The organism is Affinundibacterium fentianense, from assembly GCF_018139545.1.
In the GTDB taxonomy this organism is placed as follows: Bacteria; Pseudomonadota; Gammaproteobacteria; order Burkholderiales; family Burkholderiaceae_D; genus Undibacterium; species Undibacterium fentianense.
Window position 1 is genome coordinate 416,267 of record NZ_JAGSPJ010000005.1, and the last position, 25,003, is coordinate 441,269.

17 protein-coding genes are annotated in these 25,003 nt (G+C 46.0%); 11 read left to right on the forward strand and 6 right to left on the reverse strand.

Translation table 11 applies throughout. The features are described 5' to 3' along the window. The first annotated feature begins 337 nt into the window (after window positions 1-337). Window positions 338-1,798 carry an aminopeptidase P N-terminal domain-containing protein gene (locus KDM90_RS13660; protein WP_212676155.1) on the forward strand — a complete coding sequence of 487 codons (1,461 nt, stop codon included), beginning with the start codon at window positions 338-340 and terminating at the stop codon, window positions 1,796-1,798. 111 nt (window positions 1,799-1,909) lie between these two features. Here KDM90_RS13660 and KDM90_RS13665 read toward each other — a convergent pair whose 3' ends face one another. Together KDM90_RS13665 and KDM90_RS13670 are read right to left on the reverse strand one after the other, a co-directional pair. After that, window positions 1,910-2,695: a LytR/AlgR family response regulator transcription factor gene (locus KDM90_RS13665; protein ID WP_212676156.1), complete on the reverse strand. Its 786-nt coding sequence runs from the start codon at window positions 2,693-2,695 to the stop codon at window positions 1,910-1,912. 186 nt (window positions 2,696-2,881) lie between these two features. Further along, complete coding sequence (locus KDM90_RS13670; protein WP_212676157.1) at window positions 2,882-3,985, reverse strand: sensor histidine kinase; 1,104 nt, start codon at window positions 3,983-3,985, stop codon at window positions 2,882-2,884. Window positions 3,986-4,478: 493 nt separating this feature from the next. Here KDM90_RS13670 and KDM90_RS13675 point away from each other — a divergent pair, with 493 nt between their 5' ends. The 8 genes from KDM90_RS13675 (at window position 4,479) to KDM90_RS13710 (ending at window position 14,350) form a co-directional block, all read left to right on the forward strand. Then, complete coding sequence (locus KDM90_RS13675) at window positions 4,479-8,471, forward strand: DUF3683 domain-containing protein (RefSeq protein WP_212676158.1); 3,993 nt, start codon at window positions 4,479-4,481, stop codon at window positions 8,469-8,471. Between the two features lie 10 nt (window positions 8,472-8,481). Then, a complete protein-coding gene (locus tag KDM90_RS13680) occupies window positions 8,482-8,895 on the forward strand; it encodes an HIT family protein (RefSeq protein WP_212676159.1) in 414 nt (137 codons plus the stop codon). A gap of 160 nt (window positions 8,896-9,055) precedes the next feature. Then, a complete protein-coding gene (locus KDM90_RS13685) occupies window positions 9,056-9,487 on the forward strand; it encodes a gamma-butyrobetaine hydroxylase family protein (protein WP_212676160.1) in 432 nt (143 codons plus the stop codon). Window positions 9,488-9,658: 171 nt separating this feature from the next. Then, window positions 9,659-10,417, forward strand: coding sequence for a bifunctional demethylmenaquinone methyltransferase/2-methoxy-6-polyprenyl-1,4-benzoquinol methylase UbiE (ubiE, locus tag KDM90_RS13690; RefSeq protein WP_212676161.1), 759 nt, complete (start codon window positions 9,659-9,661; stop codon window positions 10,415-10,417). A 49-nt stretch (window positions 10,418-10,466) separates the two neighbouring features. Further along, the gene (locus KDM90_RS13695) at window positions 10,467-11,417 is read left to right on the forward strand and encodes a Tim44 domain-containing protein (protein WP_212676162.1); all 951 of its coding nucleotides are present in this window, start codon (window positions 10,467-10,469) and stop codon (window positions 11,415-11,417) included. Between the two features lie 115 nt (window positions 11,418-11,532). Further along, the gene (locus tag KDM90_RS13700; protein WP_230409802.1) at window positions 11,533-12,162 is read left to right on the forward strand and encodes a ubiquinone biosynthesis accessory factor UbiJ; all 630 of its coding nucleotides are present in this window, start codon (window positions 11,533-11,535) and stop codon (window positions 12,160-12,162) included. Beyond that, window positions 12,159-13,730, forward strand: coding sequence for a ubiquinone biosynthesis regulatory protein kinase UbiB (gene ubiB / locus KDM90_RS13705; RefSeq protein ID WP_212676163.1), 1,572 nt, complete (start codon window positions 12,159-12,161; stop codon window positions 13,728-13,730). Before KDM90_RS13700 ends, ubiB begins: the two co-directional genes overlap by 4 nt. Further along, window positions 13,727-14,350 (forward strand): methyltransferase domain-containing protein, encoded by a 624-nt coding sequence (locus KDM90_RS13710; RefSeq protein ID WP_212676164.1) that lies wholly within the window; start codon window positions 13,727-13,729, stop codon window positions 14,348-14,350. Before ubiB ends, KDM90_RS13710 begins: the two co-directional genes overlap by 4 nt. Window positions 14,351-14,401: 51 nt before the next feature. Here KDM90_RS13710 and KDM90_RS13715 read toward each other — a convergent pair whose 3' ends face one another. The 4 genes from KDM90_RS13715 to kynU form a co-directional block, all read right to left on the reverse strand. Beyond that, on the reverse strand, window positions 14,402-16,504 hold the full coding sequence (locus KDM90_RS13715; protein ID WP_212676165.1) for a M13 family metallopeptidase: 2,103 nt from the start codon (window positions 16,502-16,504) through the stop codon (window positions 14,402-14,404). A gap of 197 nt (window positions 16,505-16,701) precedes the next feature. After that, window positions 16,702-19,581 (reverse strand): TonB-dependent receptor domain-containing protein, encoded by a 2,880-nt coding sequence (locus KDM90_RS13720; protein ID WP_212676166.1) that lies wholly within the window; start codon window positions 19,579-19,581, stop codon window positions 16,702-16,704. An 832-nt stretch (window positions 19,582-20,413) separates the two neighbouring features. Next, on the reverse strand, window positions 20,414-21,271 hold the full coding sequence (gene kynA, locus KDM90_RS13725) for a tryptophan 2,3-dioxygenase (RefSeq protein ID WP_212676167.1): 858 nt from the start codon (window positions 21,269-21,271) through the stop codon (window positions 20,414-20,416). Between the two features lie 78 nt (window positions 21,272-21,349). Then, on the reverse strand, window positions 21,350-22,606 hold the full coding sequence (gene kynU / locus KDM90_RS13730) for a kynureninase (protein WP_212676168.1): 1,257 nt from the start codon (window positions 22,604-22,606) through the stop codon (window positions 21,350-21,352). 230 nt (window positions 22,607-22,836) lie between these two features. On the opposite strand from kynU, the gene KDM90_RS13735 reads away from it, so the two are divergent. Both KDM90_RS13735 and KDM90_RS13740 read left to right on the forward strand, forming a co-directional pair. After that, complete coding sequence (locus KDM90_RS13735) at window positions 22,837-23,316, forward strand: Lrp/AsnC family transcriptional regulator (protein WP_212676214.1); 480 nt, start codon at window positions 22,837-22,839, stop codon at window positions 23,314-23,316. Window positions 23,317-24,163: 847 nt separating this feature from the next. Continuing rightward, the gene (locus KDM90_RS13740; protein WP_212676169.1) at window positions 24,164-24,799 is read left to right on the forward strand and encodes a 2-dehydro-3-deoxy-6-phosphogalactonate aldolase; all 636 of its coding nucleotides are present in this window, start codon (window positions 24,164-24,166) and stop codon (window positions 24,797-24,799) included. Window positions 24,800-25,003 lie beyond the last annotated feature (204 nt).

A 25,003-nucleotide genomic window follows, 5' to 3' on the forward strand; every position in this document is an offset into this window, starting at 1 on the left:
ATCCGCCGCTAGCCCCTAGGTTTTCTATCGAAATCGGACGGGCTACGGTTTGCTCACCATGAGTTGCGGTTGGCGTTCGATGAGTTACAGGTGTTACAGGTGAAAATCGAATAGTGGGATGGATGATGAGACGGGTAGAAGATCACTAGCGTTAGCCATTTGGGATGGTATTTGTTGTTAAAAATGTGCTACTTAAAACGAAAATTACTTGCTCAGGGCAACACTATTTAAGTAAATGCATTGTTTGGGATTCGACTTTTGACGTAGGATGCAGAGTGTGGTTTTTCGCCGCTTGGCAAATGACTTTGCTGGTCAATTCTAAATTGGAGTCTTCACGATGTATTCCCGTCTTTTTTCTCTGTCTACTTTGCTGTGCGTATTCACTGCGCCAGTTTGTCTAAACAGTGTTGCTGCGCCAGCAGTTCCCGCAGTGCCCACAGTCGCTGCTAAACAAGGCTTTCATGCGGTGCGTTTACCCGCTAGCTTTTTCTCTGAAAATCGCGCTCGTTTGCTCGCTGAGCTCAAAAAAATGGGACCCGGCACCATTGCTGTCATCAAATCGATGCCAGAACAAAATCGTAATGGCGACAGCACGCATATGTATCGGCAAGACTCCGATTTTTACTATTTAACGGGAGTCGAAGAAGCGGAAGCAGTAGCGGTGTTGGATGCGGATAGCAATCAAGCCTACACCTTGTATGTGCGCAAACGCGATCAGCGTCGTGAAGCCTATGATGGTGCGCGACTCGGTGTTGAGGGGGCATTAAAATTCGGTGCCAATAAAGCGGAATCATTTCCCGCCGCGGAAGAGAGTTTAAAAAATGTCGTGAGCAAGGCGCAGCGCGTTGTGCTGGTATCCAATTTTGATGAAGATTTCCGTAGAAAAATGCTCGATTGGATTTATCCTTTTGGCAGTGACAATAATCATTCTTCTCATAAGCGTATTTTGGTCGATGGTCGTCACCTCATCGCAGAAATGCGCGTCATCAAGCAGCCGGCAGAAATCGACATGCTACAACGCGCGGTCGACGTCACGGTTGCAGGACACTTGGCCGCAATGCAGGCATCGCTCACTGCTGCCAACGAAGGCGAAGTTGCGGGTGGTTTTCAAGGCACAGTGCGTAGCTTAGGCGCTCGATTTACTGGCTACGATACGATTGCTGGTGCAGGGCGAAATAGCTGTGTTTTGCATTATTTGACCAATGATCACGACATCGAAGCTGGTTCGCTGATGCTCCTCGATGCCGGTGCGGAAGTCGGCTATTACACTGCCGATGTCACGCGCACTTGGCCAGTGTCGGGTCAGTTTTCTAAGGAACAAAAAGCCATCTACGAATTAGTATTGAAAGCGCAAAATGCAGCCATCGATTTAGTCAAACCTGGCCGCGTTCATCATGAAGGCTTCGACGCCGCCATGCGCATTCTGAGTGATGGTCTAGTCGATCTTGGCTTACTCAAAGGCGATAAAGACAGCGTTTTCAAAAGCGGTGCCTACAGCCGTTTCACCATGCATGGCATTAGCCATTGGATAGGCCTTGATGTGCATGATACTGGCGACTATCAAATGGAGCCCGGTAAACGTGGAGGACAGCGCGTCTTGGCACCCGGCATGGCATTGACAGTCGAGCCTGGCATTTATATTCCCAAAGATGCGAATGATGTGGATGCTAAGTGGCGTGGCATAGGCGTACGGATCGAAGACGTACTCTTGGTGACGCCAGATGGTAATCGCAACATGAGTGGCAAGTTGCCGCGCACGGTGAAAGATTTGGAAGCGGTTTTGAAGAAACGGAATTGAATTTGGCTTGTTAGCTACCGCATCCTCACAGCAAGATGCGGTAGCTAAGTTAAAGCAACGCTGCAATGGATCGTTGACTTGGCCTTACCTGACAAATCAGCGGCCGGGAATCTACATCTGCTTAAAATGATGCAAATAACTACGACTAACCGGTAGCTTATCAGCGCGACCTTTCATAAACACGGTAGCCGTCTCGTTCTCACCGCGCGTCACGTGACTCACCATATTCATATTCACCACCACTGAACGATGTACTTGAACAAAGTGGGTGGCGTCGAGTTGGTCTAGCAGTTCTTTGAGTGAGCTACGAATTAAGGCTTCAGCGGGTTTGCCGTCTTCGCCGCGCCAAGCGATTAGCGTGTATTTTTCATCTGAACGTAAGAAGTCGATATCCGTGACTGGGATCATACGTAATGATTGACCGACCATAGCTTTAATCCAGCGCAAGGGCTCTGGTGCCGCTTTCTTTTGCAGTCGCGCTTCTAATTTATCCAATAAATTCTCGATGTCGGGCGCTTCTTGTGCGCTTCCTATACGTTCGCGTATACGCGCAACGGTATCGGCGAGGCGCACTGGATCGACTGGTTTGACGAGATAATCCAAGGCGCCTTGTGTGAAGGCTTCTACCGCGTACTCACTGTATGCCGTGACAAACACCAAATGGACGCCACGCCCGATTTGTCGTGCAGCTTCGATGCCGGTCATGCCTGGCATGTGCACGTCGAGAAAACATACAGTCGGCTTATGTGCTTGGTATTGTTCGACCGCTTCGCGTCCATTGCGTGCTTCTGCGACGATGCTTAATTCGGGCCAAGTCTGCGCTAGCATGCGGGTGAGTGAACTCCGCAAAAGAGGTTCGTCATCGGCGATCAGTGCGGTAGGGCGGGATGAGCTCATATTGATTTCCTATGACAAATTGTTTGTTGAACCCAGATTTTCCATTAGGCGCATCTTCGATGCTATTTGAGCGCTGGCGGCGCATTTTCGGTCATTTTTCACGTTCTTCGTTGCAAATAGCTCGCTATTTGCGCCTCATTCACGTCAAAACTGCCTCGAAAAGTGCATCCACCATCGTCTCAAATCCTAATGGAAATTCTGGGTTGAAGTAGTCAGTTGGGCTGGAAAGTTAATTTCTGCCAGAAAGCCATGCGGTTCAAGGGCAGTTAAGCTGAGCTGTGCTTGATCTGCAAATACTAAATGGAGACGTTCACGCAGATTGGCTAAGCCAGTGCCTAGGCCTTTGCTTTGTTGGTCGCTACTTAGGCCAATGCCAGTATCGCGCACTTGTGCCACGCAACGATCATTTTTTAATTGCACGCTCACCTCGATTTGTCCACCTTCTTCACTCGGATCAATGCCATGTCGCACTGCGTTTTCTACTAAGGTCAGTAAAGTCATGGGAGGGCAGGGTACTTTGAGCGCCGCTTCATCGACATGGAATGCATACTGTAATCGATCCGGCATCCGCATATGCATTAATTCTAGGTAGGCGCGCACTAATTCCAGCTCTTGCCCCAAGCTAGTTTTTGCATTACTTAGATTTGGCACAGCCGCGCGTAAATACGCGATTAAGCTTACCAATACCGTTGATGCCTGAGGAGAACCCGAGTCGACTAATTCGCGTATATTTGCGAGCGTATTGAATAAGAAATGGGGCTCAACTTGCGCCTGCAATAGACGCAGGCGCGAATCGAGTGCATCGCGTGCTAACTCACTACGCTCTAACTCAAACGAGAGTGCTTGCCTCTGTGCTTGTCCATTGATGTGGCGATACAATGCCGACATCGCAATCCACGGCGAGAATAGTAATCCCGCACCTATCATCTGACCACATCCATCTAATTTTGCCTGGACTTGGTACCAAGGAACTGGGTCGCCTATAGTCGTTAAGGCATAGGCCAGTGCAGCCGCAAATGGCACCACGATTGCCACTGCCGCGATTTGAAGCACCCAACGTGCGACCCAGCGTGGCGAGCGTTTCGGCCAACGCTCGACAATGCCATATACAGCTAATTGCATCATCGCGATAAAAAATAGACGGATAAAAATCGTCACCCACCAAGATGCCCAGGTGAACTTCATCATAATACTGAGTATGAGGGTGCCCACCAAAACGACTTTGATGCGATCCCATCCAAACATGGCTGGAGGTGTCAATAAGGCGTTCGATATTTCTTTGCTATTCATGATATAGGCCTGTACGAAGGTGGAGTAGTTGCAGTTCCTATTTATCTGAACGCAAACTAAGAATACTAAGGTTAAGCAGAGTTTACCCGCCTTGTTTGGATACGGCTATTTCTACCAGATGGTCGACGGTAGGCGGTAGTCGAACGACGTTATAGCTTGACCACTGGCGGCTACTTACCTGAGCTTGAGCGCAAAGCCGCTATTTCAACGTAACTATTCTTAGCATCAATTAAGCAGAACTAAGCAGAAAAATCGGTATTTCGATGCGTGATAAAAACAGATCCAATTTAGGCGCTTTGAAATTCGACGATAGAAATCTGGCAAAAGACACACATTTCATGCCAAATATTCAAAGTTTTTGAAATTCAACAGAATTTCCTCAGGCTTTTTCACAATATATCAAAAGATATCTGCAAAAAAGTAAAGGCTATTCCAGCATGGTGCAGCGCAATAGGCTAGAATGAGTTTTTAATATCCGTCTAACCATTTGCAGATGAATGCTCCAGCCCACCATTTAGGACTACCACCGCATCACGACAACGATGCTCAAGCTAGCGCAGCGCCAGTGCGTTTGCGCGAAATTCCTTATAACTACACTTCCTTTTCCGATCGTGAAATCGTGATTCGCTTGCTAGGCGAAGACGCATGGCGTTTGCTTGATAGTTTGCGTGGCAAACGGCAGACCGGTCGATCTGCGCGTATGTTGTACGAAGTCTTGGGTGATATATGGGTCGTGCGGCGCAATCCTTATTTGCAAGACGATATGCTGGAAAATCCAAAGCGTCGCCAGGCTTTGATCGATGCTTTGAATCATCGTTTGCATGAAGTAGAAAAACGTCGCGTCGCCACCGACACCGTCAATGCCGAAGATGCGGACCGGAGTAATTCGGTTGAGATTTTGGTGAATGCGGCGCGCAAGGCGGTGGCGGATTTTTCCAAAGAATTTCGTGATACTTACGATCTGCGTAAAAAGGCGAGTAAGTTATTAGCCAAACATACGGCCAAAGACAATATTAAATTTGACGGTTTGAGCCGCGTTTCGCACGTGACGGATGCGACCGACTGGCGGGTTGAATATCCATTTGTCGTGTTAACGCCAGATACCGAAGATGAAATGGCGGGCTTAGTTAAATCCTGTATCACGCTCGGTTTGACGATCATTCCACGCGGCGGCGGTTCGGGTTACACCGGTGGTGCGATTCCTTTGACGCCGATGTCCGCAGTCATTAATACTGAAAAACTTGAACAACTCGGCGCAGTAGAAATGCTGCGTTTGCCGGGTGCGGATCGTGATTACGCCGTCATTTATTCTGGTGCTGGTGTGGTCACCAAGCGCGTGTCAGATGCTGCAGATAAAGCGGGCTTCGTGTTTGCAGTCGATCCTACTTCCGCCGAAGCGTCCTGCATAGGTGGTAATGTCGCCATGAATGCCGGTGGTAAGAAGGCGGTATTGTGGGGAACTGCGCTCGACAATTTGGCGTCATGGCGCATGGTCGATCCGAATGGCGATTGGTTGGAAGTCACGCGCCTTGAGCACAATTTCGGTAAGATCCATGATGTAGAAGTGGCGAAATTCCAATTGGAATGGACCCATCCGGGCGACAAGACACCATTCAAAACAGAGCTGTTGAATATCCCCGGACGCACTTTCCGCAAAGAAGGTTTGGGGAAGGACGTCACCGATAAATTCCTCGCGGGTTTACCGGGTGTACAAAAAGAAGGCTGCGATGGTTTGATTACCTCGGCACGTTGGATTTTGCATCGCATGCCAAAATTTGCCCGTACTGTTTGTTTGGAATTTTTTGGACAAGCACGTGATGCCATTCCTAGCATCGTTGAGATTAAAGATTACCTCGATGGCGAAACCAAAAAAGGCGGTGCGATTCTCGCCGGCTTGGAACATTTGGATGAACGCTATTTAAAAGCGGTTGGCTACACCACCAAATCCAAACGTGGCGTGATTCCTAAGATGGCATTGTTCGGCGACATCGTCGGTGATGATGAAAACGCCGTCGCGCAAGCCGCTTCCGAAGTCATCCGCATGGCGAACGCCCGTGTCGGCGAAGGCTTTGTCGCAGTGAGTCCGGAAGCGCGTAAAAAATTCTGGTTAGATCGTGCCAAAACCGCAGCGATTTCTAAGCATACCAATGCGTTCAAAATCAACGAAGACGTGGTGATTCCGCTCGATCGCATGGGCGAATATACCGACGGCATCGAACGTATCAATATTGAACTCTCGATACAAAATAAGTTGGCGTGTATCGCTGCATTAAAAGAGTTTGTCCTGCGTGGCAACCTTCCTTTGGGTAAAAGCGAAGATGCCGATGGCGATGATATTCCAGCGGCAGAATTGCTCGAAGATCGCGTTTCACAAGCGGATCAATTGCTAAGTGATATTGCAGCACGTTGGACGTATTTGTTGACGCAGCTCGATCAACCCTTGCGCGATGCGCGCGTGGAGTTGAACAAATTAGGTTTAGATAAACTCGATTTCGTATTTGAACAACGCTTGCAAAAGCAGCCAGATGCACGTTTGTTTGATGTGGTGCAAGACCGCACGGTAAGGATCTCTTGGAAGACTGAAGTGCGTGCGCCTTTGCGCCAAATATTCAATGGTGCAGCGTTTAAATTGATTTTGGATGAATGCACGGCGATTCATAAAAAAGTCTTGCGTAGCCGGGTCTTCGTTGCCTTGCACATGCATGCTGGTGATGGCAACGTGCACACTAATTTACCGGTTAATTCCGATGATTACGACATGCTGCAAGTCGCGCACCACGCGGTTGCACGCATCATGGTATTGGCACGTTCTTTGAATGGTGTTATTTCAGGCGAACACGGTATCGGCATTACGAAGTTAGAGTTTTTGACCGAAGACGAGATCAAAGATTTCCGTGCGTACAAATTGCGCATCGATCCAGAAGGTCGCTTCAATAAGGGTAAATTATTGAACCTGCCTGAGTTCGCTGCCGACTTACGCAATGCCTATACGCCTTCGTTTGGTTTGATGGGGCATGAGTCCTTGATCATGCAACAAAGCGATATTGGCGCGATAGCGAATAGCGTGAAAGATTGTTTGCGTTGCGGTAAATGCAAACCAGTTTGCTCGACTCACGTGCCGCGTGCGAATCTTTTGTATTCACCACGTAATAAAATTTTGGCGACGTCCCTGCTGGTTGAAGCCTTCCTGTATGAGGAGCAAACGCGTCGCGGTATCTCGATTAAACATTGGGATGAATTTTCTGACGTGGCGGATCACTGCACGGTTTGTCATAAGTGCGTGAATCCTTGCCCAGTCGATATTGATTTTGGCGATGTGTCGATGAACATGCGCAATCTCTTGCGTAAAATGGGACAAAAGAAATTCAATCCCGGCACTGCTGCATCAATGTTTTTCTTGAATGCGACTGACCCAGCAACCATCAATGCAACGCGTCAAGTGATGATAGGCTGGGGTTATAAAGCCCAGCGCTTTGGGCATGAATTTTTCAAGAAATTCGCCAAGTCACAAACCAAAACACCACCAGCAACGGTAGGTAAAGCACCGATCAAAGAACAGGTGATTCACTTTATCAACAAAAAAATGCCGGGCAATTTGCCGAAGAAGACGGCACGTGCTTTGCTCGATATTGAAGACGATAAAATCGTTCCGATTATCCGTAACCCACAAACCACCACGGCAGACACGGAAGCGGTGTTTTATTTCCCAGGCTGTGGTTCGGAACGTTTGTTCTCGCAAGTGGGTTTAGCGACGCAAGCGATGTTGTGGAATGTTGGCGTACAAACCGTGTTACCGCCGGGCTATCTGTGCTGTGGCTATCCGCAGCGTGGTTCAGGCCAGTTTGATAAAGCAGAAAAAATGATGACGGATAATCGCGTGCTATTTCATCGCATGGCGAATACGCTGAATTATCTCGATATTAAAACGGTCGTCGTGTCTTGCGGTACTTGCTACGATCAACTCGCGACCTATGAATTCGATAAGATTTTCCCCGGTTGTCGCATCGTCGATATCCACGAATTCTTGATGGAGAAAAACGTCAAGCTAGAAGGTGTAACCGGCACGCGTTATATGTATCACGAGCCTTGCCACAACCCTATGAAATTGCAAGAGTCGGGCAAAACGATCAATAGTCTGATCACCACTGTGGACAATGTGAAGATCGAAAAGAATGAACGCTGCTGCGGCGAGTCTGGCACTTTCGCGGTAAGTCGTCCTGATATCTCGACGCAAGTGCGCTTCCGTAAAGAAGAAGAGATGAGCAAAGGTGCAGATAAATTGCGTAACGATGGTTTCAAGGGCGACGTGAAAATTTTGACTTCTTGCCCATCGTGCTTGCAAGGTCTGTCACGCTACAACGACGATAGTGGCACCCAAGCCGATTACATCGTAGTTGAAATGGCGCGCCATATTCTTGGTGAAGACTGGATGCCAGAGTATGTCGCCAAAGCGAACAACGGCGGCATTGAACGCGTCTTGGTATAAGGTGAGATCCATGCAATGTGAACTATGTGAAGTGGATGGCGGCGAGCTGATCGTGAAGAGCGAAAAATTTCGCGTCGTTTTAATCGACGACGCGAACTACCCCGGATTTTGTCGGGTAATCTGGAACGCGCATGTCAAAGAAATGACGGACTTAGCCATCTCGGATCGCTCCGTCATGATGCAAGCGGTGTGCAAAGTTGAACAGGCGATTCGTGATGTGATGCAGCCGCATAAAATCAATTTGGCCAGCTTAGGCAATATGGTGCCGCATCTGCACTGGCACGTGATTCCACGCTACCAAGACGATGCGCATTTTCCGAATCCTGTGTGGGCGGCGACGGACAGAACTTCTGCTGAAGTAGAGGTCAAACGCGCTTTGTTACCCGCTTTGCGTGAAGTTATTCGGCGTGAATTTGCGATTTAATTAATATTGAAAAAAATATTAGCTGTCGCTCCTGCGAAGGCAGGAGCCCAGTGGCGTAGCTTGATCAACGCAAGACACTGGATTCCTGCTAAAAGCATGCAGGAATGACAGAAATCACGTCTGCAGTTGACTAAAACAATTCCCTATCGAATAAAAAAAAATGAACCATCTACCTCCACCAATCACCCACAAAGTCCATCCCACCACACTCAATGCCAGAACGGTATCGCGTTTGTTAGAAATCGAATTCGATGACGGCAAGCGTTTTGAGCTGCCATTTGAACTCATGCGCGTGTATTCTCCTTCAGCCGAAGTACGTGGGCATGGTGAAGGGCAAGAGGTCTTACAAATCGGTAAGCGCTTGGTCAGTATCACGGGTATAGAGCCAGTCGGCAATTACGCGATCAAGCCAATTTTTACTGATGCTCACAGCACCGGCATCTTTACTTGGGAATACTTGTATTGGCTAGGCACGCATCAATCAGCATTGTGGCAAGACTATTTGGCACGCTTGCAAGCGGCTGGTTATGCCGGTGAAGCAGGGCGTGATGCGGTTCCCGCACCTAAAACTGGACCGAAATGCGGTTCATAGGTAATTTTTCGAAATTTCTACCGCAGAAATATTGACCTAAGTCCGAGTCGGATTCCCGATTCGGCTCTATAATCCCGCCTGTCGATTTCTAGTAACGCAGTTTCAGACTCGTCGACAAGTCTGAAAAACCGCGTAGAAATCCTAATCTTTCATTCTCTGCAGAGTACCAAGATGAGCGAGCAAGTAAATAAAACGGATGGGACGACTACCCATTTCGGTTACACCACGGTGGCTGAAGAAGAAAAAGTCCATAAAGTAGCGGAAGTTTTTCATTCGGTCGCTGCGAAATATGATGTGATGAACGATTTGATGTCTGCTGGTTTGCATCGTATCTGGAAAATTTTTACGATTGCGCAAGCGGGCGTACGTCCTGGATTTAGAGTGTTGGATATCGCTGGTGGAACTGGTGATTTGGCCAAAGAATTTGTTAAGCAGGCCGGTAAAACGGGGGAAGTTTGGCATACCGATATCAATGAGTCGATGTTGCGCGTTGGTCGTGATCGTCTCTTGAATAAGGGTTTGATTACCCCAACTTTGTTGTGTGACGCAGAGAAATTACCGTTTCCGGATAATTATTTTGATCGCGTCAGCGTCGCATTTGGTTTGCGCAATATGACGCACAAAGATCAGGCGTTGGCAGAAATGCGTAGGGTTTTAAAGCCGGGTGGGAAATTGTTGGTACTGGAATTTTCCAAAGTGCCAGAAGTTTTGCAAAAGCCGTATGACTTGTATTCGTTCAAGGTTTTACCTTGGTTAGGGCAAAAAATCGCGAACGATGCTGATAGTTATCGTTACTTAGCAGAATCGATACGCATGCATCCCGATCAAGAAACGCTCAAAGGCATGATGCAAGAAGCAGGTTTGGAACGCGTGGAATATTTTAATTTGACCGCAGGTGTGGCGGCGTTACACACAGGGGTTAAGTTATAAACCAGTAGTTTTATTGGAATAGTGTTGGTAGTACAAAAAGGAGATTCACATGAAACATATTTTATTAAGTATCGCTTTGTTGTTTGGTGCCACGACGATGATCGTCGCTGACGCCGATGCGCAGCGCATGGGTAAACGTAGCTCATTTGGACGTCAGTCGAATAACGTCACACAAAAAGCACCAGCAGCGAATGCGGCAAATCCAGCGCAAGCTGCCAAACCAGGTGCGCCTAATGCGGCAACACCAGCGGTACCACCGAAGCCATCTATCCCTTGGAAAGGGATTGTCGGTGGTTTGATCGGCGGCGCTTTGTTGGCTGGTTTATTCTCTTCTTTGGGTATGGGCGGTGCGTTAGCGAGTGCGATGGGTTCTATTCTGACTTTCGCGGTGATTGGCTTGTTGGTGTTCATGGCTTTCCGTTTCTTTACTCGCAAAAAAGCGGGTAATGCACCGACTATGTTTAATCAACAGCCAGCGTATGCGGGGATGCCGAACAATAACGCGTTACCAGAAATTGGTTCACGCATCGATACGGCGCCAGCCGCTTTCACACCAGCTTCAGTCAGCACCGCGAATTTGAACAGTTCAGGTTCTGTGCCATTGGCCAACCAGGGCAACTGGACAATTCCAGCTGATTTTGATGTAACAGGTTTTTTGCGTCATGCAAAATCGAACTATATTCGTTTGCAAGCGGCATGGGATCGTGGCGATATGAACGACATTCGTGAGTTCACTTCACCAGAGATGTTTGCTGAAATGAAGTTGGAATTGCAAGACCGTGGTAACGCGAAGAACGAGACTGACGTAGTGACTTTGGATGCGGAATTATTAGGCATAGAAACGCAAGCTTACGATTACATTGCTAGTGTTAAATTTACAGGCATGATCAGAGAAGGTGGTGCGACCAATCCAGAAGCATTTGCAGAAGTTTGGAACTTGGCGAAACCGATCAATGGTCAATCAGGCTGGTTGTTGGCGGGTATTCAGCAATTAAATTAATTGTTTTAAGGCAGATACAGCCTTGTTTTCGGACAAACTTGTGACTGATAAAAACACTTGAAATTGGCCGGATTGACGGTCTTTTAAGTGTTTGCTGTTAAACTGAGAACCGCGCATGATGTCATGTGCGGTTTTTTATTTTATCTCTATGATTTCCACTCCTTTTATCCTGTTTGTGAATCACTTGTTGGCACAAGAGCCGTGGGCTGCTGCTCGCTTACAAAAACATGCTGGCAAGACAGCCTGTATTGATATTGAGTTATTTCAGTTGCGTGTGAAAGTCGGTGCGGATGGTTTGTTGCAAGCCGCTGAGAACGACACTGAGACTCAAACCGATCAAGTCATATTGCGGATTAAACCAGCTGATTTGCCACTCATTGCGCAAAATCGTGAACGTGCGGTGTCTTACGTGAAGATTGAAGGCGATGCCGACTTTGCGAATACTTTATCGCAATTGAGTCAAGATTTGCGTTGGGAAGCGGAAGAGGATTTAAGCAAAGTAGTTGGTGATGTCGCCGCGGTCCGCATGGTCGCGACTGGCAAGAGTATCGTTGAAAATGCAAAACGCACTCATCAAAATTTACAAGAAAATCTCGCTGAATATTTTTTAGAAGAAAATCCTATGTTGGTGCGCCCGCTCGCGGTGCATGCCTTTGGTGAACAAGTAAGCAAAACCCGTGATGATGTTGAACGCCTGATGAAACGTTTAGAAAGATTAGAAAAAATGAAGGATTCGAAGCAATGATCTTAAATTCTCTACGCTTGTTTAAAATTGTTCGCATCGTTCTGAAATACGGTATTGATGAAATCGCGATGTCCGGCTTGCGCATTCCACGCACAGCCAAAGTCATTAAAGCACTTTTGTTTTGGCGTGATTTATCCGCTCCCCGTGGTGAGCGTTTGCGCAAGTCTCTAGAAGATTTGGGACCGATTTTTGTTAAGTTTGGTCAGGTCTTATCAACACGTCGCGACCTGATGCCACCCGATATTGCGAATGAATTGGCCTTGTTGCAAGACCGCGTGCCGTCCTTTGATCCTGATTTGGCGGTTGCACAAATTACCAAATCACTCGGCGCCCATCCTGATCAATTGTTTGCTAGCTTCGAACGCGTTCCAGTGGCTTCGGCATCAATCGCGCAAGTGCATTTTGCAACTTTAAAAGACGGTCGTGAAGCGGCTGTAAAAGTCTTACGTCCTGGAATGAAAGACACCATAGACCGTGACGTCGCTTTAATGAAAATCGCCGCCGGTTGGCTGGAGTTTTTGTGGGCGGACGGTAAGCGCTTGAAAGCCAAAGAAGTTGTCGGTGAATTCGATAAATACCTACATGATGAATTAGATCTGATGCGTGAAGCTGCGAATGGTAGCCAATTGCGTCGCAACTTCGCCGATTCGGATTTATTGATAGTCCCGGAAATGTACTGGGATTTTTGCTCGCCGTCTGTGATTGTGATGGAGCGCATGAAAGGCATTCCAATTTCACAAACCGAGCAGTTAAAAGAAGCGGGGGTTGATTTAGCCAAGCTATCTCGCGATGGCGTTACCATTTTCTTTACACAAATCTTTCGAGACGGTTTCTTCCATGCGGATATGCATCCGGGGAATATTTTAGTTTCCACTGATCCTGCCACACTAGGTCGCTATATCGCTTTGGATTTTGGTATTGTCGGAACACTCAATGATTACGATAAAGACTACCTATCACAAAATTTTTTAGCGTTTTTCCGACGTGATTATAAGCGAGTCGCTGAAGCACATATTGAATCAGGTTGGGCACCAAAGGACACGAGGGTAGATGAGTTGGAGGCTGCGGTGCGAGCTTGCTGTGAGCCTATATTTGATCGACCCTTGAAGGATATTTCTTTTGGTCAGGTCTTATTACGCCTATTTCAAACGTCAAGACGTTTCAATGTCGAGGTACAACCACAACTGGTATTACTCCAAAAAACACTCTTGAATATCGAGGGTTTAGGACGCCAATTAGATCCGGATCTTGATTTATGGAAGACAGCAAAGCCCTATCTGGAACGCTGGATGAGCGAGCAAGTTGGTTGGCGTGGTTTGATGGATAAATTAAGAGCAGAAGCCCCGCGCTACAGTCACATATTTCCGCAGTTACCAAGGCTTGCACATCATGCGTTGAGTAGAGTAGCGGAAGGCGGACAAAATGATACCTTGCTCGCGAACTTAATTGCAGAACAGCGGGCGACGAATTCCTTGCTGCGTGCTATTGTTTATATCGGTGTTGGCGTCCTTGTTGGCGTAATTGTCGCCTTTACCTACTTAAATTTCTTGATGATGCCCGCGGTATGACCGTAAGTTTCTTAAATAGGGATCCAACAAGACCAGAGTTTTGGTGTGAACGGTTTGAACAAGGATTTGTTCCTTGGGATAGTGGTACAGTCCCTAAGGCAGTGCAAGACTTCGTTTTTTCTCAAAACGGAAGATGTGAAACCAATTCAAATTGCCTGATTCCCGGATGTGGCAATGCCTACGAATTAGGTTTTTTGTCTGACGCAGGCTGGCAGGTAACCGCCATTGATTTTTCGGAGGTCGCGGTCGCCAAGGCGAAGACAAGATTGCGTCCGTGGGCTGATAGAATTTTACAAAGAGATTTTTTTGACTACACGCCAGATTTCGTGTTATCCGCGATCTATGAGCGAGCATTTTTCTGCGCATTGCCCCCAGGTATGCGGCCTGCTATTGTTGCGCGTTGGGCAGAATTACTTCCTGCAGGGGGGAAACTGTTTGGTTTTTTCTTGCTCGACGAGACAGAAAATGCGGTGAATAAAGGGCCTCCATTTCGAACTTCTACAAAAGAATTTTATGCATTGATGCAGGAACATTTCTTTCAACTTGAAGACACAGAAGTCAGTGACTCTCTGCCGATCTTTGGCGGCCACGAACGTTGGCAAGTTTGGCAGCGACAATAACAAAACAGCGGATAAAATTTATCCGCTGTTTTGTTTTGTTACTTGCAGATATTACCAAACACGAATGCGCTTTTCAGGTTCGACATACATTTTGTCACCCTTTTTGACATCAAATGCTTGATAGAACTCGGGCATATTCGTTAACGGTCCGTTGGCGCGGAACATGCCAGGCGCGTGTGAGTCTGTCGCTAATAAACGAATAGTTTCTGCATCGCGCGCTTTGCCTCGCCATACCTGCGCCCACCCCATAAAGACGCGTTGGTTGCCCGTGAATCCATCAATCACGGCGGCTTGTTTACCATTCAAAGACAATTGATAGGCTTTATAGGCAATCGAAAGCCCTGCATTGTCACCAATGTTTTCACCTAAGGTGAGTTTGCCATTGACTTTGTATCCATCAATTGGGCTGTAGTTAGCATATTGTGCAACAAGGGCATCGGTGACTTTGCCGAAATTCGCCTTATCTTCCGCTGTCCACCAGTCACGCAAATTTCCATCTCCATCAGATTGACTTCCTGAGTCGTCAAAGCCATGGCCAATTTCGTGACCTATCACAGCGCCAATTCCACCGTAGTTCACAGCATCATCAGCTTCAGGATTAAAGAACGGTGGCATCAAAATTGCGGCAGGAAAGACAATTTCGTTTTGACGAGAGTTGTAGTATGCATTCACGGTTTGCGGACTCATACCCCACTCGCTGCGATCCACGGGTTTTCCTAATTTGTCGATCTGTCTTTGATACGCGAAAGCGCGGCCTGCCTTGATATTGTTGATGAGATCGCCTTTGACAATTGTCAATTTGCTGTAATCTCGCCATTTGTCTGGGTAGCCAATTTTTGGCGTAAATTTAGATAATTTTGTGAGTGCCTCTTTTTTTGTCGCGTCACCCATCCAAGGCAAAGTTTCGATGCTTTGTTTGTAGGCAAGCAGTAAATTGTTCACTAAAACCTGCATACGCGCCTTGTTTTCAGCAGGGAAGTGTTTTTCAACATAGAGTTGACCTAGCGCTTCCGATAAACTTTCCTCCACTCGGCTCACGCCTCGTTTCCAACGAGGCTGGTTTTGAGGAATGCCGCGCAAGGTAATATTCGAAAAAGAAAAATCTTGATCAACAAAACGTTGGCTCAAAAACGGCGCATAAGTGTTGAGGACGCGCCAACTAAAATACGATTGCCAAGTTTCTACGGGTGTTTCTTGGATCAATTTATTTAAGCCTGTGAGGTAGCTCGGTTGTCGAACAATGACGGAATCCGTTTTACCACCTGTACCCATATCTGCGAAGTATTTGTTCCAATCAAATCCAGGCAATAAATCTCCGAGCTTGGCGATGTCAATTTTGTTATACGTTTTTACCGGATTACGATTTTCGACATTGCTCCATTGGATTCTGGCTATTTCGGTTTCTAAGGCCAAAATTGATGCTGCCGCGGCTTGCCCATTCTTGAAACCCGCCATTCCCAGCATTTTTTCCACGTGTTGTACATAGGCTTCTCGTACCGCCTTGAACTTGGTATCGTCGAGCTTAAGGTAGTAGTCGCGGTCAGGTAAGCTCAAGCCGCCTTGACCAACAGAAACGGTGTACTTCGACGAGTCCTTGGCGTCTTGAGTAACACCTGAGCCTATCGGCATCCCAACACTGATGCGAGCCAAATAGGCAAACATAGCGGGTAATTCTGACTTGTCTCGCAATTGCTGAATACGCGAAAAATCCGCTTGCAAAGGTTTTATATCCAGCTCCTCAAGTCGCGCCTCATCCATGAAACTATTGTATAGATCGGCGATTTTTTGTTGGTTGCTTCCTTGTGGGAGATCACTGCGTTTTGATAGTTCTTGAATAATCGCAGCCGATTGTTTGGCCGATAATTCGGCAAGTTGGTCAAACGCGCCGTAACGACCACGATCGGCAGGAATTTCTACCGTGTCCAACCATTTTCCAGACATAAAGCGGAAAAAATCGTCTTGTGGACGTACACTACGGTCTAGCCATTGCAGATCAATGCCGGATTGTTGTTTTGCAGCCTGCTTCTTGGCTTTCTGTTGTTTGACTACTGATGTTTTCTTACTTGCCGTTACGCCATCCTGTGCAAGTGCAGAAGTGCTTAAGGTGCTAGCAAACAAACCTGAAATAAGTGTGAAAAGTAGATGTTGACGCATTGAGAGATCCTTATTGTTGATTGTTATGGTGTAGTTCAAATTATTTTTTACTTAGCGTGATTCAGACAATAAGTTAATTGAAGAGTTCCTGTCCCGCCTTTTAATTAAGATTGCACTATCGGGTCATGTAAACAAAAAAATCCCCAAGTTTCCTTGGGGATTTTCATTTTACAGCTTAGATTCTAGAAGACTGAATCTTAGAACTTCAAGTTGCCAGTCAAATAAACTGTGCGTCCGAGAGGGTCAGTGTAACGACCATCGTAGCCCACTTGGTTGCCACCACCTGTGTTACGAATGGAAAGAGGTGGTTCTTGATTAAGTAGATTGCGTACACCTGCAGTCAACGTCAAGTTCTTTGATGCATTCGCTTTAATTTGCCAATCGAGTGTCAAATATTTTTTGACGCTTCTCTCTAGACCCGCTAACCCACCGATAGTTCCATCGGCGTTCACAAAGCGTAATTGAGCATCATCAGCAGCAATTACTTTATCACGATAGCCTGAGTGGTAATTCATCGTCAGTGAGTTTGAAATTGTGTCGCTAGATTTCAGTGAGAAGACCATTCTAGAAATGATCTTGAAGACGACGTTGTCAGATGAGTCGAACCGACCTACGCTTTTCTCTAAACCGACACCAGGAACGTCTTGCTCCGCTTTTAGCATGTATGTACCGGACCAGTTCACTGACAATGCACCAATTGGAGTAGGTGTTCTGTAAGTCGTATCCCAATCAATACCTTGATAGTGAGACGTCGCCAAATTCACAGGTGACAATTGCGCAACAATTACTTTTGAGCCTTGAATTGGATCAAAATACAATTGAATATATTTATCAGCCAAAGCTGGTGTAGTATAAATCTGATCTTGTGACAAAGATTGGATCTGATTTTTCAGCTTGACATCCCACCAATCGAAACCAACTGTCAAACTTTTCACTGGTTCAAAACGAATACCAAAAGCCATTTGATCTGACTCTTCGGCCTTCAAGCCTGCGGCGCCTTTGTTTGGATTACCTTTGGTTAACAAACCGTATTCCTGAGCACCACGGCAATATGGGAAGCGATAGTCAGTTGGGTTTGTAATTGGGCATGGGAAGAAGCTTGATGAACCCGCATTTTTAACTGGATCCGCAATATTGTTCATAGTAGGCGCTTTGAAACCAGTGCCATAAGATGCACGCAATAAAACAGTTTCAGTTGGTTGAAAGCGAGCTGACAATTTGTACGTTGCTTTCGATACCGCGTTACCAAGCTCTCCTGGTGCTGCAGCACTGCCATCCGTATTGTAGGTAGTATTGTTCTTTTTGACTGCTTCGTAGCTGTCATAACGAACTGCTGCGGTAACATCCAAATTTTTAATGACCGGCATCAACATTTCACCAAAAGCACCCCAGCTTTGGCGAGTTGCATCTAAATCTTGTGCGCCTGTACCGCCGCCAATTTGTGTATCGGTCCAATTCTTATCGGGATTCTGTGGTCCAGGTCCTTTAGAAATGGAGCTGTATTGGTCTTGATACGATTGTTTTGTGAAGTCAACGCCCATACCCAGAGATGCAGTTCCTCCAGACATTGCAAATAACTCTTTCGAGGTATTTGCGCTCAACACGTCAATTTTAGATTTTGTTGTGAGCAAATTTTGGTGCAAGACAGCTGGCGCCAGGATAGAAGATGCATTCGGATTCATGATGAATGGATTAAACGCTCCTGACTTAACCAAAGCATTGAATGTATTCGAACTCATATAACCTGAAACTGCTTCGTCTTTTTGGGTATTTTCTGAATGAGTGTAAGATGCTTTGTAGTCCCAACCAGCTAAATTACTATCGACCCCAACCACAAAGTGGTTTGCGTCGGTTTTGTATTCATCAGCACGTCCGCCAGCATCATATGCTCGGAAATAGAAGAAGGCATCGGTCAAATCTGCGGCATTGACCCCACGAGCGGTAAGCATCGGAACAACAGTTGAATTAAATGCGCCGATATAGTTTGGGTTGACAGTTTTAACTTTTGTAATTGGATCTGTACTAAATACAGTCAGCGGTTGTGCAGGCGCTGCATATTGAGCACGATTTGTAAAACGAGAAAGAACAGCCTCTCCAAACAAGGTTGTTTCATTCGTCAACTTTAGACTACCGTTCGCAAAAATGCTGTCGCGCGTTAATTTTGGAATTAAATCGACAGTTGAAGCATAGTCATAGCGGCAGAACTCACCACGTTGGAAAGTATTGGGGCCATTACATTTTCCGTTTTTGATGAAGTCAGGAGAAAATGCGTCATTTACGTCCGCATTGTTGTTATATACATCAATGTTGGCTGGGATTGAATTAATACTAGTTTGATAGATGGCATAATTTTTGCCACCTTCGCTAAATTTGCGTACACCAGACTTAGCAAAATCACGTTGAGTCGCTTTTAGAGCGTCTTGTTCATCGTGAGCATATGAAACTTGAAGGTTGTATCCATCTGTTGTTAGATCACCAAAACCTTTGGACAGCGAGAAGTTTGAGCTTCGTCCACCAGCTTCTTGTGGTGAGTTCAGAGTCGCTTCAACTACGAAATCTTGTTGATTTTTCTTTAGAATAAAGTTGATTACACCTGCAATAGCATCAGATCCGTAAAGAGTCGATGCGCCATCAGTCAAAATTTCAACACGCTCTACAGCTGAGAGCGGAATGCTAGCTAAGTTGACTGCGCTTCCTGTTCCATAAGGCGCCATGCGGCGTCCATTGAGCAGTACTAATGTGTAAGCTGTGCCAATCGCGTGGATCGACGCAGTTTGTACACCACCACCACCACCATTTACTGAGGCTGATGCTGTAATGAATCCTTGCATTGCTGGCAATGCTGCCACTAAGTCGGCTACGTTTGTGACGCCAGTTTGTTCGATGTCCTTGCGACTAAGAGTCTGAACCGGGAGGGCTCCTTCTTTAGCGATTCGTTTGATCGATGAACCTGTAATTTCAATCCGTTGCGGGGCGGCTTCTTGTGCTAGCGCAGTTTGTGCGAACACACCTGCTCCCAAAACGACACCGCTTGCGAACATCATGCGAACGGAGCGGGATAAGATTTTTTCTACCATGTTGACTTCCTCCAGTGATTAAACAACTAAATTAGCTTTCAAGAGAAGTAAATTCTACTGAGCTGATTTGAAAATGAATTTCTGATGGGACTTGTTTTTTTGAACAAAGATAAATTGATGTATACATAATTAAAGTGAAGAACCCATTACACTCTGTTTAGTATTAAACATATATACAAAAAAGTTATCTAGTTAACCCTAAAAATACATTCACCCGCAATGAGACCATTCGTGGTGGGAAAGTGTCAAGCGAAGGGAGTAGCGATTGTGTAAGTGATATTCGAGGTTCTATGTAGTCCAAATTAATACCACTTCACGTACAAGTACTGATTTATATTGCATGTCTAATATTTGTCAAAAGACCAAAAAAATTGAATCAGTCATAATTCGACGAATGGCACCAACTGCAGAATTTTATTCTTGGAAATATTCAAACAGCAGCTAGAAATTCGAAGAAAAATAGTTGTCATTAGAAAACTTATTTAATGTTTCCAAATGGAAATTTGTCTTTTGAGCTGACGTGATTTGTATACACATTTTGTGTTACAAAATTAAAGGCAGATTGATTTTGCGTTGCGGCATTTTTACAACAGATTTGTCTTTTTGGAAAGCAGTTCTAGATCAGGTTTGTCGCATTATTCTCATCCAAACTATGAGAGAAAACGAATACTAATTTGATTTTTATGGAGTTTTTTTGCGTTTGAAATTGGAATCGATGAAATTGAGATCGCAGATTGGCGAGATCCCAGAAACTCGCCATCCATCTAAATTTGATCCGCGATGCATAGCACGCTGCTTGTACAAGTAAGCATATCTGGTGTGTTGCGTGTCATTAGAGTTCAGTTCGGATGCTAAATAGTTCAGGGAAAAGAACAACATCGAGCATTTTCCGTAAATAGCTAACGCCCGCTGTGCCGCCTGTTCCAGTTTTAAAGCCAATGATACGCTCAACCGTAGTGACATGGCGGAAGCGCCAAATTCGAAAAGCGGTCTCCATATCAACCAATTTTTCAGCTAACTCGTAAAAGACCCAATGCTGCTCTGGCGCTTTGTATACCTGTTGCCATGCTTGCTTCACCGACTCATTCGCGACCACCGTTTTCGTCCAATCGAGTTGTAAGCGTTCAGGGTCAATCGCGAAGCCATTTCTTGCCATGAACATAATCGTTTCGTCGTAAATCGATGGGGAACTCAGTGCTGCTTCCAGACTAGCGTAAGCCTCAGGCACCTTTTCGTGAACTTGCAACAAAGTAGCATTTTTGTTGCCTAAAAGGTATTCGAGCTCGCGGTATTGATGAGATTGAAATCCTGAAGAATTCCCAAGGTAAGGCCGAATGGCTGTGTATTCACTCGGAGTCATAGTGGCCAGCACATCCCAAGCATGAACGAGTTGATCCATGATTCGCGCCACGCGTGAGAGCATTTTGAACGCTGGGGGGAGATCTCCTTGCCGAATTTGTTGGCGCACTGCATGTAATTCATGCAACATTAATTTGATCCACAATTCACTAGTTTGATGTTGAATGATAAATAACATCTCGTTGTGATTTGGCGAACGTGGATGCTGCGCGGACAGTATTTGGTCAAGTCCAAGGTAGTCGCCATAACTCATGTCTTTTTTGAAATCGAGTTTGGCCCCGTGCCATGACATCGGGCATTGGGACTCAGGTGCGGGGGGAGAGTCAGACATGTTTGCATTTCACTTTCAGTAGGAAATAAGTTGATTAGGGCCATATGGCTCGCTTCGTTTTGGGATGTTCAAAATGAACTATGTCACCACATTTCTTTGGATGTTCTTGTCATACAGCTGTTTGTCGAGAATGTCGCTTAAATGTTCCACTGCGTCCCAAACATCGGTGAAGCTTGTGTATAGCGGCGTAAATCCAAAACGCATAATGCCCGGTTCACGATAATCGCCGATCACTTGACGTGCAATGAGCGCTTGGATAATTGCGTAAGCATGCTCATGTTTAAAACTTACATGGCTACCGCGATGCTGGTGGCTCCGTGGAGTGACCAATTCGAGCTGATGAGAGGCGCATACATGTTCGACGCGTTGGATGAAGAGATCGGTTAACGCAAGGGACTTATCTCGAATAGTTTGCATGTTTGTTCGAGCGAAGAGATCCAAGCCAGATTCAATCATGGCTAAAGACACGATTGGTTGTGTACCACACAGAGCTCTTCGAATACCTGGTGTCGCTTCGAAATGTGTTTGCATGGCAAACGGTGCTGCATGTCCCCACCAACCCGTTAATGGATGCGCAAATTGGGCTTGGTGACGATGCGGAACCCAGATAAATGCTGGCGCACCTGGACCACCATTGAGGTACTTGTAGCAACAACCCACTGCAAAGTCGGCATTTGCCTTATTCAATTCAACTGGAACTGCGCCAGCTGAGTGCGCAAGATCCCAGATACACATGGCACCATGCTGATGTGCTTGCGCAGTGACATACTGCATATCATGTAGATATCCGCTTCGATAATTTACGTGTGTTAACATGACAAGCGCGGTGTCGTCGTTGATAGATGTCGCAAGATCCTCGGGTGATTCGATGAGTTGAATATGGTATCCGCGATCTAGCCAGCGTGTGATTCCTTCTGCCATGTAGATGTCAGTTGGAAAATTGCTACTTTCCGTAATAATTGTCTTTTTGTGTGCAGTTGCGGGATCGCGAGCTTGAATGTCCAGTGCGGCAGCGATTGCCTTAAAGAGATTGATCGAAGTCGTGTCAGTAACAACGACTTCATTTGGATCCGCACCGATCAGTGGAGCAAGTTGATTTCCCAAGCGAGAGGGTAAGTCAAACCAGCCAGCCGTATTCCAGCTCTTAATTAGATCGTTTCCCCATTCGTTTTCGATGACATGTTGGGCCTTGCGCATTGCCGCGTGCGGCTGAGCGCCGAGTGAGTTTCCATCTAAATAAATCATGCCATCAGCGAGGCGGAATTCTTTACGTAAATCATGCAGTGAATCGAGTTGATCCGCGGTTTGGCAAGCGTTGCGGGAGGTGAGACGCATGTTGATCCTTTTTGTTGCGCTTAATTGACCCAAAAGTGAGTAGCATTTGTCCGTTTCAACACAAAATAGTGCGTCAGTTTACGGACTCGATGAGTGATCTTCAATAGTGAGAAATAATTTACTATTTTATGTCGAAATTCTTGGTCTGTTCTTGCAAACGAAAGCATAATTTTGACTAATTTTAGAATATTATGTCGCCTTGCTTACAAATAATGATGGAAGTCACCAAAATGCAATTGGATGCGACAGATATTAAAATCTTGCAGCTATTACAGACCGATGCACGTATAAGCAATCAAGAGTTGGCAGAAAGAGTTTTTCTTTCGCCTTCTTCTTGTTTGCGGCGAGTCCGAATTTTGGAAGAGCATGGTATCGTGAAGAACTATGCTGCAGTCTTGAATCCCCATGTTTTGGGACTTGAAGTCGAAGCGTTTGTGCAAGTGACGATGCGACGAGATGTCGAGCATTGGCATGAAAATTTTTCCCATGCCATGCAAAGTTGGTCTGAAGTGGTCAGTTCCTACATTATTACTGGCGACGCGAATTATCTTTTGCATGTGCGCGCAAGAAATTTAAAGCACTATTCCAGTTTTGTTTTGGAGCGTTTATACAAAACAGCTGGCGTTCTCGATATACGTTCCAATATTGTATTGCAAACACTTAAAGACAGTAGCGAATTGGGTCCCGAACTACTGATTGATGCCTCATGAAAGAGTGGTGTTGATACCGCTCATTTTGTGTACCTGCAGAATACTCTCCCAGTTCTAGCAATGGGGGATACTACCTCGAGGTATTTGAAACTTAAAATTGCTAGATCGAAACTGTCGTGTCTCGGTTGAAAGGCGAAAAGTAAGCAGCCTGAAAGTTTGATCAACTAATGCCATTTTTACCTTGGATGTCTTTTGCGTGATGCCGGCTGGGTTTCGGATATTAATTACGTTTAAGCTATTGAGTTGCGGAGTTCGTTTGGAATTGAAGTTTGCGTAGCGAACTGTAATAAGTGGGAATCCAGTTGGAAGTCATCCCGCATGAAAATTTGATAGTCGTTACCATCTAATGAAATTCAATGAGATTGAACTGAGGTTGAATCAAAGTTGAATCAAGGCTGAACATAAGGTCAACGAGCCCCGAGTGTACTGTGGATGTAAAGAAGGATATTGGGTTGACGTTCCTGATTGGAAGTTAGATTTGAATTTCGCTCGTTAAATCTAGTTTGATGGGGCGTTAAATTTAAGTCGTTGGCGCCGAGTAGTTGGATTCAATAGACTTCGCATCTGTTCTCATTTTGTTTTATTCGGTTCGCACCCTCAATCTCGAAAAGAAAAGTCGCTACTAAGTCATATCGATTCCTCTACCTACATGTCAAATCAGTTTAGTTTATTTGGGAAGAGCCATACAAAATTTTGGGGGCGAATTTTTAGTCGGACGGAGAATGGAAGCAAATTTATGCGAGAATCGGTAGTGTAATTGGCCACTGTATCAGCTTGGGTAAATTTTATTTTTTGTATGTTCTTGAATGGTATGCGTATGTTTTTCCAGATTACTTATTGAAGTTCGATGAAATCACTTTCTAGTTATATGTCCAGCTTGCCGCTGCTGGCGATTTTACGCGGCGTACAAACCTCAGAATGCCTAGCAATTGCCGATGCACTAGTCGATGCTGGTTTTCGATGCATTGAGATTCCATTGAATTCGCCACAGGCGATGAAAAGTATCGAACTGTTAGCGAAACATTTTCCCGATGACGTTTTATTTGGTGCTGGGACCGTAATGACTGAAACTCAAGTGGAGCAAGTGTATCAGTCAGGAGGACGCTTGATCGTCATGCCGCATACAGATATTGGTGTAATTGGTGCGGCAAAGCGGCGCGGTATGATTTGTGCACCAGGTGTTGCAACCTTGACGGAGGCGTTTTCGGCCCTAGAAGCAGGTGCTGATGCTTTGAAATTATTTCCCTCAGAAAGCGTGCCACCTGCTGTATTGAGAGCGTGGCGAACTGTGTTACCTCCCGATGCACTTTGTCTTCCCGTTGGTGGCGTGAAGCCAGAAGACATGGCCGCATACATCGACGCTGGTGCGAGTGGATTTGGACTTGGATCTAATTTATACCGGCCTGGAAATAGTTCTGAGTCTGTTTCCAATAACGCGCATGGATACATCGCAGCGCTAAAAGCAATACGAAGTCTGAAATGAAATAGTTCTGTAGTCGACTTGCGCGTGATGTTATTGCACTAGTGTGACGCATTCTTTCATTTCACTGAAGCCCGCATTCATAAAATTTTTTTTGAGGCGGGCTTAATTATTTGTCGCTGTTGCCTTTTTTAATTCCCCTTTATTCTTAAGTTGGCTGGCATCGTTGGTGCCACGTTGGTTGCTACGGGTTTCGTATCGAATGGT

What these genes read in the sequence shown, in the direction of transcription:
- KDM90_RS13680 (WP_212676159.1), top strand. Translation starts at nt 8,482, where the DNA reads ATGCAATGTGAACTATGTGAAGTGGATGGCGGCGAGCTGATCGTGAAG.
- KDM90_RS13720 (WP_212676166.1), bottom strand. Translation starts at nt 19,581, where the DNA reads ATGGTAGAAAAAATCTTATCCCGCTCCGTTCGCATGATGTTCGCAAGC.
- KDM90_RS13710 (WP_212676164.1), top strand. Translation starts at nt 13,727, where the DNA reads ATGACCGTAAGTTTCTTAAATAGGGATCCAACAAGACCAGAGTTTTGG.
- ubiB (WP_212676163.1), top strand. Translation starts at nt 12,159, where the DNA reads ATGATCTTAAATTCTCTACGCTTGTTTAAAATTGTTCGCATCGTTCTG.
- KDM90_RS13670 (WP_212676157.1), bottom strand. Translation starts at nt 3,985, where the DNA reads ATGAATAGCAAAGAAATATCGAACGCCTTATTGACACCTCCAGCCATG.
- KDM90_RS13700 (WP_230409802.1), top strand. Translation starts at nt 11,533, where the DNA reads ATGATGTCATGTGCGGTTTTTTATTTTATCTCTATGATTTCCACTCCT.
- ubiE (WP_212676161.1), top strand. Translation starts at nt 9,659, where the DNA reads ATGAGCGAGCAAGTAAATAAAACGGATGGGACGACTACCCATTTCGGT.
- kynA (WP_212676167.1), bottom strand. Translation starts at nt 21,271, where the DNA reads ATGTCTGACTCTCCCCCCGCACCTGAGTCCCAATGCCCGATGTCATGG.
- KDM90_RS13685 (WP_212676160.1), top strand. Translation starts at nt 9,056, where the DNA reads ATGAACCATCTACCTCCACCAATCACCCACAAAGTCCATCCCACCACA.
- KDM90_RS13715 (WP_212676165.1), bottom strand. Translation starts at nt 16,504, where the DNA reads ATGCGTCAACATCTACTTTTCACACTTATTTCAGGTTTGTTTGCTAGC.
- KDM90_RS13665 (WP_212676156.1), bottom strand. Translation starts at nt 2,695, where the DNA reads ATGAGCTCATCCCGCCCTACCGCACTGATCGCCGATGACGAACCTCTT.
- KDM90_RS13675 (WP_212676158.1), top strand. Translation starts at nt 4,479, where the DNA reads ATGAATGCTCCAGCCCACCATTTAGGACTACCACCGCATCACGACAAC.
- KDM90_RS13735 (WP_212676214.1), top strand. Translation starts at nt 22,837, where the DNA reads ATGCAATTGGATGCGACAGATATTAAAATCTTGCAGCTATTACAGACC.
- kynU (WP_212676168.1), bottom strand. Translation starts at nt 22,606, where the DNA reads ATGCGTCTCACCTCCCGCAACGCTTGCCAAACCGCGGATCAACTCGAT.
- KDM90_RS13695 (WP_212676162.1), top strand. Translation starts at nt 10,467, where the DNA reads ATGAAACATATTTTATTAAGTATCGCTTTGTTGTTTGGTGCCACGACG.
- KDM90_RS13660 (WP_212676155.1), top strand. Translation starts at nt 338, where the DNA reads ATGTATTCCCGTCTTTTTTCTCTGTCTACTTTGCTGTGCGTATTCACT.
- KDM90_RS13740 (WP_212676169.1), top strand. Translation starts at nt 24,164, where the DNA reads ATGAAATCACTTTCTAGTTATATGTCCAGCTTGCCGCTGCTGGCGATT.